A 15,752-nucleotide genomic window follows, 5' to 3' on the forward strand; every position below is an offset into this window, starting at 1 on the left:
CTTGACCCCCAGCGAAAATACCGAAACACTCAAAACAGAAACATGATCGCAGGCAGATAATCAGCCGTGCCCGAACTGTCCGGGAATTACTGAAATGGCTGTCCGGGATTTAGCGAAATCGCTGTCCGGTAATTTTGAAATCCGCAAGGGCTACGCAGCGCCGGGCCTGCTCAGCTCAAAGGGGTCAATTTTGAATGCCGATAGGGGGTCAGCTTTGGATGCCGATTGACACTTTTATTGCTTCAACGAACACAAAGAGGGCGCAGAGCGTCGAAGTCTACACATTACCTCCACCCGGTTTGATGAACCGCGGGCAATGGAGGTTGTCGCCGGAGCTCAGACGGTGGTCGGTATCCACGGGTGTAGGAATGGCGAGGGCGCGGACCTAATATTGCTGGGCGGCCTTGATCACCGTCTTTTGAAAATTGTCCAAGGTCACCTCATCCGAGCAGGATGTCGTTGTCTTGCCTCTGGCCATAAGTTCCCTGCAACCAATCGCTTCAATATCTGTAACCGAGGAAAATCCGGGCGCGGGGTTCAGATAGAGCTCCCCTGGGACATGCGTCAATCTTTTCTCAAGACACCGCAGGAACGTAAAGAATTTATCGGGGCTATACAGGCGGCACTGGTAGAATATCAAGTGCCAACTTAGACGTTGACTAGCTCGACGAGCTTTGTGGCTACATCCAACATAAGTTCTTCGGCAGTACTCAAGCCGCTTCTTGAAGCAAGCATGGGGCTAACGTTGCGTAGAGCTTCATATGTTGTATCGTGAACGACAGGAACGAGTAGCTCTCGCGCAAGGAGCACCGAGAGCTCTTTGTCGGCGATACCTTCCGCGTTTAGGCGGTCTAGAAACGCTGGCGTTACCAACACAATCCCAATTCTCGACTTTGCCAGTCCGCGGTCGATCTCGCGAAGCAATGCCGAACCAAGAGGGACGTCCTTTTCGCTAAACCAAACCGAGACACCCTGCGTTTCAAGCAGATCATGTAGCTCTTTAGCAGCACCTTTCCGGTCATCCCAAGCGTGACAAAGAAAGACATCTCGGAGCTCAGTCTGAGACGCTCGCCTCTCGACATTTTCGCGGACTGGCGTGAGCGCTCGCACCTCGGTTGGTGTGTACATCGCCGACGATCCCGCAGGAGACCACCTTGGCTTGCTACTGCCGCGTCCACCGCCACCGCGCCCACTACTTACCGAAGGTGTGTACGATGAGGGGTAGGATGGGTACGAACTGGAACCTCCATAGCTGCGATAACCACGTGAGCGACCGCCACAAGCCGGACATGCCGCCGCTGCGGCTGCTGAACGATGTCCACGTACTGGTGCTGTGCATCTTGCCATAGTGCCAACTATACCTTGTAGCGCAGCGCTTCTCAAGCGCTAAACCTATGCCGACCTACACTCCAAATGACTTGTAGCGGTTCGGCCTCCTAGGAGGTCTTTGCAAAATATGGCTAAAAGCGGAGTTGCTTGAAAGCACTTGGCCGAACCAAAACCAGCGCTCAGTTGAGCGCTGGTTTTGTCATTCGGGCAAAGTCCTCCTGTGTGGTGCACCAGAGCGGGATAGAGGCCGAACTGCTATAGCTGATGATGATATTGATCCACATACGAAACTCATGGCACTACTGAACCGAGACTTTCATGACTATACAGAGGTAGTCTAGGTTACCAAATTATAGCTCTACGCACCGCCAAATGATCAGCCTCTAATTTGGCATCCACCAAGAGATCGCTGGCATCTGCATTTAAGTACGCATAGTCGTGTGCCTTCAAGAGCATGCCGTGCACAATATCAACTGCTTCTTTACCCACTCCGACGGCGGCCTCGACACCAAGCGCATCATAAATTACTTCGCGAAAGACGTTTTTTAGGTCGCTCTTCTTTTGTTCCGCGTAGGTGGGAGCAACTTTCAAAGGAAGTTCCTTTACCGATTTGACTTTTCCAACCTCATTCAACTCATAGATATTAACCCACCGGTCAATTGGCAGCCTATCTAGCTCTTTATTTTCCTCCGCATGAATAAGGTTGGCAACAATGAGATGCATTCTGTCGCCGATGAAGCCTTCTAGAATAACTATCCGAGCCTGAGTCTCCCGGCACGAGAGGTTCCGTTGTTCGTCATTGCCGTGAAACAATTCGCTGAAAATCCAGGATTCAGGGTCAATATTCAGCGCGTTGAGACGTTCAATAAATCTGGTTTCTTCAGGGTGTTCGTATTTTCGGCCCGCGTAGCCGCAATAGCCGATCCAGCTCGCGAGAAATGTGCATGCAACGCTACGGCCTGAGGCCGTTCGAACCGAATAGTCAGCGAATAATTGACCGTCAGCTGGCAGAGTCTGACGGCTGCCATTTACATCATCCCTGAAGTTGAGGAAGATATCTTGTGCCGACAGTGTGTCACCTCCTTGGGCGGCAAGAAGCTCAAACTCACCGCTATCTCTGTTCTTCCACGGAATTAGCGATAGAATCCTGGCATCGTTTAATATGTGGCTTTGAATGGAGTCATTCGAAAGCAACCGATTCAGAATTGAGAGATCATGAGGCATCTTATCGAGAAAGGCGCCGCCCTCTACGCCAGACTGAGTATGGCCGACTAGGTGTTTTAAGCCGCTACTACCTGCACGCCAAAAGTCTGCAGAGGAGATTTGAAAACCAGTTTCTTCAATGAATTTACTTATCGCAAGGACCGCTGGGTTTCGGGTTTCAATAAAATCACAATAATATGGCTTCAGAATGTTTGGATTACTGGAGAACGCGTCAAATGAGGATACATCCGTAAATATCGGCTTCTCGCCAAAGTAATAGAATTCGAACTCTTGAAAGTCAGAAACTAATTGCAAGTTTCTTTCATGAAACCGAGTAGGTGTTCCGTCGTAAAAAATCACAAGATCTAGTGCCGCTGCTCTATTTGCAACGCTATCTGCAAGCTCGTCAATCGCGATTTCCGCAGTTATATCAAAGATGCATTTGTTGAGTTGCTCCATGTGTCGTCTTAGAGCGGCACGACTCTTGATTGATACATCCAATTTTTTGCTGAATAACATCGGATCGACCGCGCAAAGCAGCTCAATCGCAATGTCCTCATGCTCAACGCATTGTTTTAGTTCAGCGAGGCAAGGCAGTGCATTCCGATCGGCCATATATCCGGATGCACCAAGTATTACGAAACCAACTGTTCGCAAGAAAGTCTACCCCCCCAAAAAAAATCCCACAGGAAGCATACTAGCTACAACCTGTGGGATAACTGTTCAACACCAAATCTGGAGTCAGCACTCGAATCCTGAGTGCGGTGCCGGTTCTCGGTCGAAGATCTTTGCGTCTTGCCGTATGGTGATTGAGAAATTACGTTGACACCACTCGCATGGCCGTCGCCCTTCTCCGCCGAATACATGGAGATGTGCCGCTTCGAGATTTACGCGAGGCGGTCTCAGGCCAGACTCTTCGCACGACGTAACAGTCGAGAGAAGAGCGCCGACTTTGCCGTTGCATTCTGGGTGGATTGCAAGAAACCGTGCCTTTTCGCGCACGCGATCTTGCGCAGCCTTCCATTTGCTAGATTTGTCCATATTTCCCATGTTTTCCCCTAAAGAGCTGATTGTCTGTCATTTACAACCAAGCCAGCTACGAAAAGGTTATGGGGACAAGGTTGAACCATTAACTCGCACCTGTGTCAATAGAGCAACTCCGGAGGCGTGATTTGCGCCACTTCATGCTGATTGAGCCCCCGTTTCACCAGCGTCAAGCAGGGCTTCACAACACACCTTGTCTTGCATCGGTATATATCCGTCGATGCATTCTCAGTCGTCGCGGATGGCTGGTCCATCGATGAACATTGCTACGCTTCGTGGAATCACCCGATCTATGTGACTAAAAAGAGACTAGACCGCCCTCGTGCATTTCTCGATATCTACTAAGCTATTGATTTTATTTGGAGGCGAGTACCGGAATCGAACCGGTGTACACGGATTTGCAATCCAACAAAGCCTTCGGGTGCCATGATGGTACAAACCTTCGGCCCACTGACTAAATGTTGTCAGTTCGGAACCCATCCAGCAGATCCGCCCAAGCCTGCATCAATTCCACCCGCTGATCCCAATAGGTCGCACGATTGTAGGCCCGACGAATGGCATCCTTGTCCTGATGCGCCAGCGCCGCTTCAATCACGTCGGGGTCGAAACCTCGGTTGTTGAGGATTGTGCTGGCAGTGGCGCGGAAGCCGTGGGCGGTCACTTCTTCCTTTGCATATCCCATACGGCGGATGGCAGAGTTAAAAGCATTCTCGGACAGCCATTTTCGGTTCGAATTGAGAGACGGGAAGATCAATTCCACCCCCTCGACATCAATCCAGTTTCGCTTGACCAGTTCCAGCGCCTGATCAGATAAAGGGATGATGTGGTCCCTGCGCATCTTCATGCGATCGGCGGGAATGCGCCAGCTACGCTTCTCAAGGTCGAACTCTTGTTGTTTGGCGCCTCGCACCTCTCCCGGGCGGGTCATGGTGAGAATTTGGTACAGGATGGCGTCCTTGATCACTCCGGCGCCGGTGTACTCGTCGAGGTCACGCAGAAACTGCCCGAACGTCTTCACGTCCGTGATAGCTGCCCGGTTGGTGACCTTCACCGGAAGCAGCGAGCCTTTGATGGTCTCGGTGGGGTCATTGTCAGCTCGCAACGTGACCACCGCGTGGCGGAACACGCCGGCGAGGGTGCCGCGTAGCTTCTTCGCGGTTTCCCTCCTTCCACTGCGTTCGACCCGTTTCAGTAGGTGCAGAACCTCAGCGGCCGTTATGTCTCGGATCGGCCGATGATGAAGTTCTTCGGCCAGTGTGTGGATGTGCCAGATCTTCTTGCGAATGGTCGCATCGGCCAGCTCTCGGTCATAAGCCATCTGCAGGTACTCTTCTGCCACCAAATGAAAGGTGTTGCGAGCCTGGGTTTCTGCTTCGATCTGATCGAGGCGCCGTTGCACCGCCGGATCTTGCCCGCTGGCGAGTTGGTCACGGATTGCATCCCGCTTTGCCCTTGCTTCTCTGAGCGAGACATTGGGGTATGACCCATGGGTGATCGTGCGTTCTTTCCCTGCCAACTGGTATTTCTGCCGCCAGAGTTTCGACCCGTTTGGCTTCACCAGAACGAACAAGCCCAAAGAATCATAAATCTTGTAGGGCTTGTCTAAGGCCTTGGCGGTTCTCACTTTTGCGTCCGAAAGCGCCATGTGGGGTATCACCTCCCAAACCGGATCCCGGTACCCCAGTTTGGTACCCCAAAAAGGTGGGGTATCGGGTGGGGTACAGTGTTCCACAATGTTCAGGATGATACCCGAAAAGCATCCAAAAACTCAATGTTTTTGGGGCGTTATGTGCATCTATGTTTGGAAGAAATGGTGCCCAGGAGAGGACTCGAACCTCCACGTCCTTACGGACACTAGCACCTGAAGCTAGCGCGTCTACCAATTCCGCCACCTGGGCAGGTGTCGTGAGGCAGGCGTTTAGACCGCGGCCCGAAAACTGTCAATCGGTTTTCCTGCAAAAGCGTTGGTGGCCGTTTTGCCTTGTCCAGCGCGCCACCGGGCGGTAGGAAAAACCGACATCTTGCAAGACCGGAGGGCGCCATGTCGAAGCTTCTCACCATTTATGGCGGATCGGGGTTCGTCGGGCGGTATATCGTCCAGCAACTGGCAGCAAAAGGCTGGCGGGTTCGCGTGGCCGTGCGGCGGCCCAACGAGGCGATGTTCGTCAAGCCCTATGGCGTGCCCGGCCAGGTTGAGCCGGTCCTGTGCAACATCCGAGACGATGCGAGCGTTGCCGCCGTGATGCAGGGCGCGGATGCGGTGGTGAATTGTGTCGGCACGTTCGACGCGCGGGGGCGCAACAATTTCGACGCGGTTCAGGCCGAAGGGGCCGAGCGGATCGCGCGCATCGCGGCGGAGCAGGGCATCGCGCGAATGGTGCATATCTCGGCGCTTGGTGCGGATCGTGACCAGGCGAGCGATTATGCCCGAACCAAGCGCGCCGGAGAGGAAGGCGTGCTGCGCCATATGCCGAATGCGATGATCCTGCGCCCGTCGGTGGTGTTCGGCGCCGAGGACGGGTTTTTCAACCGGTTTGCCGGGATGAGTCGTTTTGGCCCCATTCTGCCGCTGTTCGGGGGCGAGACAAGGTTCCAGCCCGTTTATGTGAGCGACGTGGCGCGTGCGGCCGCGATCGGTGTCGAGGGCAAGGCCGAAGGCATTTTCGAATTGGGCGGGCCCGAGGTGAAAAGCCTGCGGGGCTGGGTTGGCGTGATGCTGGAGACGATCCACAAGCGACGGTTGGTGGTGAACCTGCCGATGTGGATCGGGCGGTTGATGGCGTGGGGGTTCGACATGGTCGAGATCGCCAGCTTCGGGTTGATCGGAAATGGCCTTTTGACGCGCGATCAGGCGCGGCAGTTGGGCAGCGACAACGTGGTGGCCGACGGGGTCAAGGGGTTTGCCGACCTGGGGATCGAGCCCGTCGCTGTCGAGGCGGTAATCGACAGTTACCTGTGGCGGTTCCGCCCGTCCGGACAGTATGATGCGATCCGCGATTCTGCCAAGAATCTCAAGGTTTAGGTCGAGTAGGCCAGGGCAAGAAGAGCGGCCCCGAGCAGCGCCCGGTAGATCACGTAGGGTGTGAAGCTGATGGTGCGCAGCAGGCGCATCATGAACCCGAGCGCGAGAAGAGCCGCAACGAATGCTAAAAGCGCCGCGATGGCGCCGTCGCGGGCGGCGGCCATGTTGGCGGTGCTGGCAACCTCGTAGCCGAGTAGCGCGCCGGAGGCGAAGATCGTGGGGATCGACATCAGCATCGCGATTTTCGCAGCGTCGTGACGGGCATAACCCATCATGCGCCCCGCCGTGATGCAGATCCCCGAGCGTGATGTGCCGGGGATAAGCGCAACGGCCTGCCAGAGGCCCATCTTGATGGCGTCGGAAATGCTCCAGTCGGCATCGGTTTTCGTGGTCTCTCCGGTCTGGTCAGCCCACCACAGGAACAGGCCGAAAATCAGCATGGTCCAGCCGATTACAGTCATCGAGCGCATGGCATCGCTCAGGCCGGTGAGCTTGAGGATCAGGCCGAGCAGGATGGCGGGGATCGTGGCGATCAGAAGCAGGAAGGCGAGCCGCGAGCCGGGCGTGTCGATCCGGCCGGTGAGCATGCGCGGAATGCCTGCGAGGCCCATGCGCACATCGCGCCAGAAAAAGAGAATGACCGCGAAGAGCGTGCCGACATGCACGGCGACGTCGATCACCTGGCCCTGATCGTTCATGCCGGTGAGTTGCGGCAAGAGGATGAGATGGCCCGAGGATGACACTGGCAGGAATTCGGTGATGCCTTGGATCAAGGCGACGAGAATCAGGTGAAAAAGGGGCATATGCTCGGCTTTGGCGTCTTTCCCGCCAGCTATAATGGGGGGGCAGGCAAAGGGGAAGGGAACAGTTAGGTCCGCTTCGGTCTCAAAAAGAGCATGTTTTTCAAAATTAATTTCGCGCCGCGCTAAAATCTCTTCATTTAGGTCACTATTACTGACTTTTCTTTCACCGTGCGATGTATTAAGCAGCGGTTCACTGGAAAAACTTGCGGAGATGATCGCCGTGGCAAAGCAACCGATGCTGAAATTCGTGACCGTCGGACGGGACATGCCCGAAAAGCGTGTGCCCAATCTGCGCCGCAAGGATTTCCACGAGATTTATGCCGAGTACGCGGACGAGAAGGCCAAGGAGCAGGCCGGGCGGTGCAGCCAGTGCGGCGTGCCCTATTGTCAGACCCATTGCCCGCTGCACAACAACATCCCCGACTGGCTGCGCATGACCGCCGAAGGGCGGCTGCGTGAAGCCTATGAGTTGAGCCAGGTGACCAACACATTCCCCGAGATCTGCGGCCGCATCTGCCCGCAGGACCGGCTCTGCGAGGGCAATTGCGTGATCGAGCAATCGGGCCATGGCACGGTGACGATCGGCGCGGTCGAGAAATACATCACCGATACGGCGTGGGAAGAGGGCTGGGTGCAGCCCATCGCCCCGGCGAATGAACGGCCCGAAAGCGTGGGCATCATCGGCGCCGGGCCCGGAGGGCTGGCCGCCGCCGACCACCTGCGCCGGGCCGGCGTTCAAGTCACGGTCTATGATCGCTATGACCGGGGTGGCGGGCTCATGACCTATGGGATTCCGGGGTTCAAGCTGGAAAAGGACGTGGTGATGCGCCGGATGGAGCAGCTCGAACAGGGCGGCGTTGGTTTCCGGCTCAACTGTAACGTGGGCGACGACATCTCGTTCGAGGAGATCCGCGCAACACATGATGCGGTGATCATCGCCACCGGTGTTTACAAGAGCCGCGAATTGCCGGGGCCGGGTGCCGGGGCCAAGGGCATCGTGAGGGCGATTGATTACCTGACCACCTCGAACCGTCTGGGCTTTGGCGACAGCGTGCCGGATTTCGACAGCGGCGAATTGAACGCCGAGGGCAAGAAGGTGATCGTGATCGGCGGTGGCGACACGGCGATGGATTGCGTGCGCACCGCCGTCCGACAGGGCGCGGAGAGCGTGAAATGCCTCTATCGCCGGGACCGGGCCAACATGCCGGGCAGCCAGCGCGAAGTGAAGAACGCCGAGGAAGAAGGCGTGATCTTTGAATGGCTGGCCGCGCCCAAGGGATTCAAGGGCGACCCGGTCAGCGGCGTGATGGTCCAGAGGATGCGGCTTGGCGTGCCCGATGCGACGGGGCGGCAAAGCCCCGAGGTGATCGAGGGTGCGGACTATACCGAAAGCGCCGACCTTGTGATCAAGGCGCTCGGGTTCGAGCCCGAAGACCTGCCCGCGCTGTGGGATCAGCCGGAACTGACCGTGACCGGATGGGGCACGATCAAAGCGCAATATGGCAGCGGCGAGACCGATCTGGAGGGCGTTTACGCGGTGGGTGATATCGTGCGCGGGGCGAGCCTTGTCGTCTGGGCGATCCGCGACGGGCGCGACTGTGCCGATGCGATCCTGACCCGGCTGAACGGCGTTAAGAAAATCGCGGCGGAGTGAAAAACCGGGGGGTGACATGCGCGCACCCCCCGGCTGCTCCCCGGCTGCCGGGTAAAACGCCGAAGAAAGTTAAAGTTTCAGACATGCTGACGTATTCGATGAAGAAAGTGTGAATCGCGATGACGCGAGAAATGACGGGAAAATGCCTTTGCGGATCGGTGACCATCACGGTCACGGATGCGCATGACCCAAGCGTCGGCGCCTGCCATTGCCGCATGTGCCAGCGCTGGTCCGGCGGGGTGTTCCTGTGCTTTGAAGCGAAGCCCGGGACGGTCGGGGTTCGCGGCGAGGTCGCACGATACGCCTCTTCGGCATTTGCCGAGCGCGCCTTTTGTCCGCGCTGTGGGTCGCATCTCTGGATGCGCAACACGGACAGCGCGGACGCGCCCTATGACTTGATGCCCGGTCTGTTCGATGCTGCCGCGGGTTGGCCCTTGAGATCCGAGATCTACACGGATCGGGCGATGGCCTGTGTTTCGCTTGCGGGCAATCACGAACGGGCAACCGAAGACGAATACGAAGCGAAAAATTCGCACGTGAATGAAAGGAACTGAGCCATGACCATCTATGACGCCGATTGGGCCAGGGCCGAAGAAACCAAGCGCGCCGATCTGGCCGAGCACGGAATGTACCGCGAGGAGGACGAGCATTCGTCCTGTGGTGTGGGTCTTGTCGTCAACCTCGACGGCAAACCCAGCCGCAAGGTCGTCGAGGCCGGGATTGCCGCGCTCAAGGCGGTGTGGCACCGCGGCGCGGTGGATGCGGATGGCAAGACCGGCGACGGGGCGGGCATTCACCTGCAAATCCCGGTGCCGTTCTTTTACGACCAGATCCGCCGCACCGGGCACGAGCCGCGCAAGGACGAGTTGATCGCGGTGGGTCAGGTGTTCCTGCCGCGCACGAATTTCGGCGCGCAGGAGACCTGCCGGACCATCGTGGAAACCGAGGTTCTGCGCATGGGCTATTACATCTATGGCTGGCGGCACGTGCCGGTGGATATCGAGTGCCTTGGCGAAAAGGCCAACGCGACCCGGCCCGAGATCGAGCAGATCATCATCTCGAACACCAAGGGCGTGGACCAGGTGACATTCGAGCGCGAGCTTTACGTGGTGCGCCGCCGGATCGAGAAGGCGGCAATGGCCGCCGGGATTCACGGGCTTTACATCTGTTCGCTGTCCTGCCGGTCGATCATCTACAAGGGGATGATGCTGGCCGAGCAGGTGGCCGAGTTCTATCCCGATCTGCTGGATGAGCGGTTCGAGAGCTCTTATGCGCTTTATCATCAGCGTTACAGCACCAACACCTTTCCACAATGGTGGCTGGCGCAACCGTTCCGCATGCTGGCGCATAACGGCGAGATCAACACGCTCAAGGGCAATGTCAACTGGATGAAGAGCCATGAAATCCGCATGGCGTCGTCGACATTTGGCGATCTTGCCGAGGATATCAAACCGATCATCCAGGCCGGGTCGTCGGATTCGGCCGCGCTCGATGCGGTGTTCGAGGTTCTGGTGCGTGCCGGGCGCAACGCGCCGATGGCCAAGACCATGCTGGTGCCGGAATCCTGGTCCAAGCAGGCGGTCGAGCTGCCGCAGGCGTGGATGGACATGTATTCCTATTGCAACAGCGTGATGGAGCCGTGGGACGGGCCTGCGGCGCTGGCCATGACGGACGGGCGCTGGGTCTGTGCCGGGCTTGACCGGAACGGGCTGCGGCCGATGCGCTTTGTCGTGACGGGCGACGGGATGCTGATCGCCGGGTCCGAGGCGGGCATGGTGCCGGTGGACGAATCGCGCGTGGTGGAAAAGGGCGCGCTTGGCCCCGGTCAGTTGCTGGCCGTGGACATGAAGGAGGGCCGACTTTTCCACGACACCGAGATCAAGGACAAGCTGGCGGCGGCACAGCCCTTTGGCGAGTGGGTCGGCAAGATCACCGAGTTGGAAGAACGGCTTGGGGGGGTCGAGGAAAAACCGCTCTTTGCCGGGGAGGAGCTGCGCAAGCGGCAGATCGCGGCGGGCTATACGCTCGAAGAGCTGGAGCAGATCCTTGCGCCGATGGCCGAGGATGGCAAGGAGGCGCTGGCCAGCATGGGCGACGACACGCCCAGCGCGGTCCTGTCGACGAAATACCGGCCGCTGAGCCATTTCTTTCGGCAGAATTTCAGCCAGGTGACGAACCCGCCGATCGACAGCTTGCGGGAATACCGGGTGATGAGCCTCAAGACGCGGTTCGGGAACCTCAAGAACGTGCTCGATGAAAGCAGCGCGCAGACCGAGATCATCGTGCTGGAGAGCCCGTTCGTGGGCAATGCGCAATGGGCCGAACTGACCACGCTGTTCAACGCGGACCTGGTCGAGATCGACTGCACCTTTCCGGCGGGCGGAAGCGAGACCGCGCTGCGCGATGCGTTGGAGCGCATCCGCGCCGAAGCCGAGGACGCGGTGCGCAGCGGGGCCGGGCACCTGGTTCTGAGCGACGAACACCAGGGGCCGGACCGCGTGCCGATGCCGATGATCCTCGCGACGAGCGCGGTGCATTCGGGGCTGACCGCCAAGGGGCTCAGGACCTTCTGTTCGCTCAACATACGGACCGCCGAGTGCATCGACCCGCATTATTTCGCCGTGCTGGTGAGTGCGGGCGCGACGGTGGTGAACCCCTACCTCGCCGAGGATTCGATTGCCGACCGGATCGCGCGGGGCCTGTTGGACGGCAGCCTGACCGAGAATGTCGCGCGCTATCGCGAGGCGATCGACCAGGGGCTTTTGAAGATCATGGCCAAGATGGGGATCAGCGTGATCTCGTCCTATCGCGGGGGTCTCAACTTCGAGGCGGTGGGGTTGAGCCGGGCGATGTGCGCCGAGTATTTCCCCGGCATGACCAGCCGGATCAGCGGGATCGGTGTGTCGGGCATTCAGAAGAAGATCGAAGACGTGCACCGGCAGGGCTGGCACATGGGTCGGGACGTTCTACCCATCGGCGGGTTCTACAAGGCGCGCAAGACGGGCGAGACCCATGCATGGGGGGCACAGACGATGCACCTGATGCAGATGGCGTGCAACAAGGCGTCTTACGAACTGTGGAAGCAGTATTCAAAGGCGATGCAGGCCAACCCGCCGATTCACCTGCGCGACCTGCTGGCGATCAAGCCGCTGGGCAATCCGCTGCCGATCGAGGAGGTCGAGAGCATCACCGCGATCCGCAAGCGGTTCGTGACACCGGGGATGAGCCTTGGCGCGCTCAGCCCCGAGGCGCACAAGACCCTCAACGTGGCGATGAACCGGATCGGCGCAAAATCGGACAGCGGCGAGGGTGGCGAAGACCCGGCGCATTTCGTGCCTGAACCCAATGGCGACAACCCGAGTGCCAAGATCAAGCAGGTGGCATCGGGGCGGTTCGGCGTGACGGCGGAATACCTCAACCAGTGCGAGGAACTTGAAATCAAGGTCGCGCAGGGAGCCAAGCCCGGCGAAGGTGGGCAGCTTCCGGGGATGAAGGTTACCGACCTGATTGCGCGGCTGCGCCATTCGACCAAGGGTGTGACGCTGATCAGCCCGCCGCCGCATCACGACATTTACAGCATCGAGGACCTAGCGCAGCTGATCTATGATCTCAAGCAGATCAACCCGCGCGCCAAGGTGACGGTCAAGCTTGTTTCAAGCTCGGGCGTGGGCACGATTGCCGCCGGTGTGGCCAAGGCCAAGGCCGATGTCATCCTGATCTCGGGCCACAATGGCGGCACCGGGGCGAGCCCGGCAACATCCATCAAGTATGCGGGCCTGCCATGGGAAATGGGCCTGACCGAGGCGCATCAGGTTCTGTCGATGAACAAGCTGCGCGAGCGGGTGACGCTGCGCACCGATGGTGGCCTGCGCACCGGGCGCGATATCGTGATGGCGGCGATGATGGGGGCCGAGGAATACGGCATCGGCACCGCCGCGCTTATCGCGATGGGGTGTATCATGGTGCGTCAGTGCCAGTCGAACACCTGCCCGGTTGGTGTCTGCACGCAGGATGACGACCTGCGGGCCAAGTTCACCGGAAGCGCGGAAAAGGTGGTGAACCTGATCACCTTCTATGCGCAAGAGGTGCGCGAGATCCTGGCCAGCATCGGCGCGCGCAGCCTTGACGATGTCATCGGGCGTGCGGATCTTTTGAGCCAGGTGAGCCGGGGTGCGGATCATCTTGACGATCTCGACCTCAACCCGCTGTTGATCACCGTGGATGGGGCCAAGGACATCGTTTACAACCGCGAGAAGAAGCGCAACAAGGTGCCCGCGACGCTGGATGCCGAGATCGTGCGCGATGCCAAGCGATTCCTCGAAGACGGCGAGAAGATGCAGCTTTCCTATGCGGTGCAGAACACGCACCGGACGGTGGGCACGCGGGTCTCGTCGCATATCGTGCGCAATTTTGGGATGCGCAACGCGCTGCAGCCCGACCACCTGACCATCAAGCTGACCGGGTCGGCGGGGCAATCGCTGGGTGCGTTCGCCGCGCCGGGCCTCAAGATCGAGGTGAGCGGAGACGCCAACGACTATGTCGGGAAGGGTCTTTCGGGGGGCATGATCGTTGTACGCCCGCCGATGGCAAGCCCGCTGGTGGCGAGCGAGAACACGATCATCGGCAACACGGTGCTTTACGGGGCGACCGACGGTCATCTTTTTGCCGCAGGCCGCGCCGGTGAACGGTTTGCCGTGCGCAACTCGGGTGCGAAAGTGGTGGTCGAGGGCTGTGGATCGAACGGATGCGAATACATGACCGGCGGCATTGCCGTGATCCTTGGCTCGATCGGGGCCAATTTCGGTGCGGGGATGACCGGCGGCATGGCCTATCTCTATGATCCGCAGGGTGAGGCGCAGAAACTGATGAACACGGAGACTCTGGTCACATGCCCGGTGACGGTGGCCCATTGGGAACAGGAGTTGAAAGGATTGATCGAGCGTCACCTTGCCGAGACCGGAAGCCGCAAGGCCGCCGATATCCTTCAGCATTGGGATATGGAGCGAGGTCATTTCCTCCAGATCTGTCCCAAGGAAATGCTCGACAAGATCGAGCATCCGCTGAGCGAGGAAAAAGGTGCGATTCCGGCGGAATAGGGCCTGTTTTCGCCGAACCCCCGGTGAGTGATCCGTTGGCATCGAGGGCCGACGGATCGGGCCGGGATGCCTGTGTGCAAGCCGCTTTTTCTCGGGCCTGAAACCGCCTATAGCTGGGGCGTGGCACGCAAAGCGAAATCCAGCGGGAAATCCCCGAAACGCGGCACATGGGCCGAACGGGCGCTTGCGCCCTATCGGTGGTTGCGAAAATGGCTTGTGCGGCTGGTTCTGGTCGCGGCGATCGTGGTTCTGGGGGGTGTCGCCTGGTATTCGGTGATGAACCCGGGCCAGACCCCTTACATGCGATTCGAAGCGCGGCGGCTGGGCGGGACGGTCGATCATAGCTGGGTGCCGCTCAGTGCGGTTGCGCCGGTGATGGCACGGTCGGTCGTGGCGGCGGAGGATGCCAATTTCTGCCTGCACTGGGGCTTTGACATGGAGGCGATCCGCGCCGCGCTCGAAGAGGGATCGGGGCGGGGGGCCTCGACCCTCAGCCAGCAGGTGGTGAAGAATGTCTATCTCTGGCAGGGGCGCAACTGGACCCGCAAGGCGCTGGAGGCGGTGATCACGCCGGTCGTGGAAGCGATGTGGTCAAAGCGACGGATCATCGAGGTTTATCTCAACGTCGCGGAGTTCGACGAGGGCGTGTTCGGCGTCGATGCCGCGGCCCAGCATTATTTCGGCGTCGCTCCCGGCAACATGAGCCCAGTTCAGGCGGCGCGGCTGGCAGCAGTTCTGCCCAGTCCCAAGACACGCTCGGCAGCCCAGCCGTCACAAAGGCTTGCGCGTCGGGCCGCGGCGATCCAGGACGGCGCGGAGACAATCCGCCGGGATGGGCGCGCAAGTTGTTTCGAGGATTGAAAATCCCGCGGCAAACCGGCATTGAGGGTGTGACTTTCACAACCCAGACCTGAGCCATGGCCACGCTTTATCACGTTCCGCTTTCCCCATTCTGCCGCAAGGTCCGCCTGAGCCTTGCGGAAAAGAAGATCGAATGCGAGCTGATCGAGGAACGCTATTGGGAGCAGGACCCGGATTTCCTGCGCCGCAATCCGGCGGGCAAGGTGCCGGTGTTGAAAATCGACGGCATGACTTTGTCGGAAAGTGCAGCGATCTGCGAGTATCTCGAAGAGACCCGGCCCGACGTGCCGCTTTTGCCGAAAGACCCGGTGGGGCGGTTCGAAGTGCGGCGGCTGGTCGGGTGGTTCGATGACAAGTTTCACCGGGAAGTGACCTCGAACCTCGTTTACGAGCGGGTCAACAAGAAGGTGATGAAACAGGGGTATCCGGATTCGAAGAACGTCAAGACCGGATCGCAGAAGATCAAGTATCATCTCGACTACATGACCTGGCTGCTGGATCAGCGGCGGTGGCTGGCGGGGGACGTGATGACGCTGGCGGATTTCGCGGCGGCCGCGCACCTGTCGGCGCTGGACTATATCTCGGACGTGGATTGGAATCGGAGCGAGGCGGTCAAGGACTGGTATGCCAAGATCAAGTCGCGCCCCGCGTTCCGCGGAATCCTTGCCGATCAGGTGCCCGGGTTTCCACCGCCGGCGCATTATGCCGATCTGGATTTCTGAACCTCTGTGTCGGAATGA

General features: G+C 58.9%; 11 protein-coding genes, 1 tRNA gene and 1 pseudogene. 7 read left to right on the forward strand and 6 right to left on the reverse strand.

Annotated features, from left to right (window positions below):
- Positions 1-244: 244 nt before the first annotated feature.
- Positions 245-652: pseudogene (locus tag FLO80_RS23520) on the forward strand (poly-gamma-glutamate hydrolase family protein); the annotation flags it as partial.
- Here the strand turns inward: FLO80_RS23520 and FLO80_RS13080 are convergent.
- The 4 genes from FLO80_RS13080 to FLO80_RS13095 form a co-directional block, all read right to left on the reverse strand.
- Positions 649-1,128: a toll/interleukin-1 receptor domain-containing protein gene (locus FLO80_RS13080; protein ID WP_246156681.1), complete on the reverse strand. Its 480-nt coding sequence runs from the start codon at positions 1,126-1,128 to the stop codon at positions 649-651. The pseudogene FLO80_RS23520 and the gene FLO80_RS13080 sit on opposite strands and share 4 nt — an antisense overlap.
- 543 nt (positions 1,129-1,671) lie before the next feature.
- The gene (locus FLO80_RS13085) at positions 1,672-3,147 is read right to left on the reverse strand and encodes a hypothetical protein (protein ID WP_146611073.1); all 1,476 of its coding nucleotides are present in this window, start codon (positions 3,145-3,147) and stop codon (positions 1,672-1,674) included.
- An 883-nt stretch (positions 3,148-4,030) separates the two neighbouring features.
- On the reverse strand, positions 4,031-5,221 hold the full coding sequence (locus FLO80_RS13090) for a tyrosine-type recombinase/integrase (RefSeq protein ID WP_111368659.1): 1,191 nt from the start codon (positions 5,219-5,221) through the stop codon (positions 4,031-4,033).
- Between the two features lie 166 nt (positions 5,222-5,387).
- Positions 5,388-5,474, reverse strand: a tRNA-Leu gene (locus FLO80_RS13095).
- Between the two features lie 143 nt (positions 5,475-5,617).
- Here FLO80_RS13095 and FLO80_RS13100 point away from each other — a divergent pair.
- Positions 5,618-6,598: a complex I NDUFA9 subunit family protein gene (locus FLO80_RS13100; protein ID WP_111368660.1), complete on the forward strand. Its 981-nt coding sequence runs from the start codon at positions 5,618-5,620 to the stop codon at positions 6,596-6,598.
- Here FLO80_RS13100 and FLO80_RS13105 read toward each other — a convergent pair.
- Positions 6,595-7,401: an undecaprenyl-diphosphate phosphatase gene (locus FLO80_RS13105; protein WP_111368661.1), complete on the reverse strand. Its 807-nt coding sequence runs from the start codon at positions 7,399-7,401 to the stop codon at positions 6,595-6,597. The genes FLO80_RS13100 and FLO80_RS13105 overlap by 4 nt on opposite strands.
- A 220-nt stretch (positions 7,402-7,621) precedes the next feature.
- On the opposite strand from FLO80_RS13105, the gene FLO80_RS13110 reads away from it, so the two are divergent.
- Positions 7,622-9,055, forward strand: coding sequence for an NAD(P)-dependent oxidoreductase (locus tag FLO80_RS13110; RefSeq protein ID WP_111368768.1), 1,434 nt, complete (start codon positions 7,622-7,624; stop codon positions 9,053-9,055).
- On the opposite strand, the gene FLO80_RS23525 is transcribed toward FLO80_RS13110, so the two are convergent.
- Positions 9,033-9,272, reverse strand: coding sequence for a hypothetical protein (locus tag FLO80_RS23525; protein WP_439328721.1), 240 nt, complete (start codon positions 9,270-9,272; stop codon positions 9,033-9,035). The genes FLO80_RS13110 and FLO80_RS23525 overlap by 23 nt on opposite strands.
- On the opposite strand from FLO80_RS23525, the gene FLO80_RS13115 reads away from it, so the two are divergent.
- The 4 genes from FLO80_RS13115 to fzlA all read left to right on the forward strand — a co-directional run bounded on the left by FLO80_RS13115 (position 9,175) and on the right by fzlA (position 15,734).
- Positions 9,175-9,609 carry a GFA family protein gene (locus FLO80_RS13115; RefSeq protein WP_111368662.1) on the forward strand — a complete coding sequence of 145 codons (435 nt, stop codon included), beginning with the start codon at positions 9,175-9,177 and terminating at the stop codon, positions 9,607-9,609. The two genes, FLO80_RS23525 and FLO80_RS13115, sit on opposite strands and share 98 nt — an antisense overlap.
- 3 nt (positions 9,610-9,612) lie before the next feature.
- A complete protein-coding gene (gene gltB, locus FLO80_RS13120) occupies positions 9,613-14,151 on the forward strand; it encodes a glutamate synthase large subunit (RefSeq protein WP_111368663.1) in 4,539 nt (1,512 codons plus the stop codon).
- Between the two features lie 66 nt (positions 14,152-14,217).
- Complete coding sequence (gene mtgA / locus FLO80_RS13125) at positions 14,218-15,012, forward strand: monofunctional biosynthetic peptidoglycan transglycosylase (RefSeq protein WP_111368664.1); 795 nt, start codon at positions 14,218-14,220, stop codon at positions 15,010-15,012.
- A gap of 56 nt (positions 15,013-15,068) precedes the next feature.
- Positions 15,069-15,734 carry an FtsZ-binding protein FzlA gene (gene fzlA, locus FLO80_RS13130; RefSeq protein WP_111368665.1) on the forward strand — a complete coding sequence of 222 codons (666 nt, stop codon included), beginning with the start codon at positions 15,069-15,071 and terminating at the stop codon, positions 15,732-15,734.
- Positions 15,735-15,752 lie beyond the last annotated feature (18 nt).

Source organism: Aquicoccus porphyridii (assembly GCF_008369105.1).
GTDB classification, from domain to species: domain Bacteria; phylum Pseudomonadota; class Alphaproteobacteria; order Rhodobacterales; family Rhodobacteraceae; genus Aquicoccus; species Aquicoccus porphyridii.

What these genes read in the sequence shown, in the direction of transcription:
- FLO80_RS13080 (WP_246156681.1), bottom strand. Translation starts at nt 1,128, where the DNA reads ATGTACACACCAACCGAGGTGCGAGCGCTCACGCCAGTCCGCGAAAAT.
- FLO80_RS13085 (WP_146611073.1), bottom strand. Translation starts at nt 3,147, where the DNA reads ATGGCCGATCGGAATGCACTGCCTTGCCTCGCTGAACTAAAACAATGC.
- FLO80_RS13090 (WP_111368659.1), bottom strand. Translation starts at nt 5,221, where the DNA reads ATGGCGCTTTCGGACGCAAAAGTGAGAACCGCCAAGGCCTTAGACAAG.
- FLO80_RS13100 (WP_111368660.1), top strand. Translation starts at nt 5,618, where the DNA reads ATGTCGAAGCTTCTCACCATTTATGGCGGATCGGGGTTCGTCGGGCGG.
- FLO80_RS13105 (WP_111368661.1), bottom strand. Translation starts at nt 7,401, where the DNA reads ATGCCCCTTTTTCACCTGATTCTCGTCGCCTTGATCCAAGGCATCACC.
- FLO80_RS13115 (WP_111368662.1), top strand. Translation starts at nt 9,175, where the DNA reads ATGACGCGAGAAATGACGGGAAAATGCCTTTGCGGATCGGTGACCATC.
- FLO80_RS23525 (WP_439328721.1), bottom strand. Translation starts at nt 9,272, where the DNA reads ATGCGGCAATGGCAGGCGCCGACGCTTGGGTCATGCGCATCCGTGACC.
- gltB (WP_111368663.1), top strand. Translation starts at nt 9,613, where the DNA reads ATGACCATCTATGACGCCGATTGGGCCAGGGCCGAAGAAACCAAGCGC.
- mtgA (WP_111368664.1), top strand. Translation starts at nt 14,218, where the DNA reads ATGCCTGTGTGCAAGCCGCTTTTTCTCGGGCCTGAAACCGCCTATAGC.
- fzlA (WP_111368665.1), top strand. Translation starts at nt 15,069, where the DNA reads ATGGCCACGCTTTATCACGTTCCGCTTTCCCCATTCTGCCGCAAGGTC.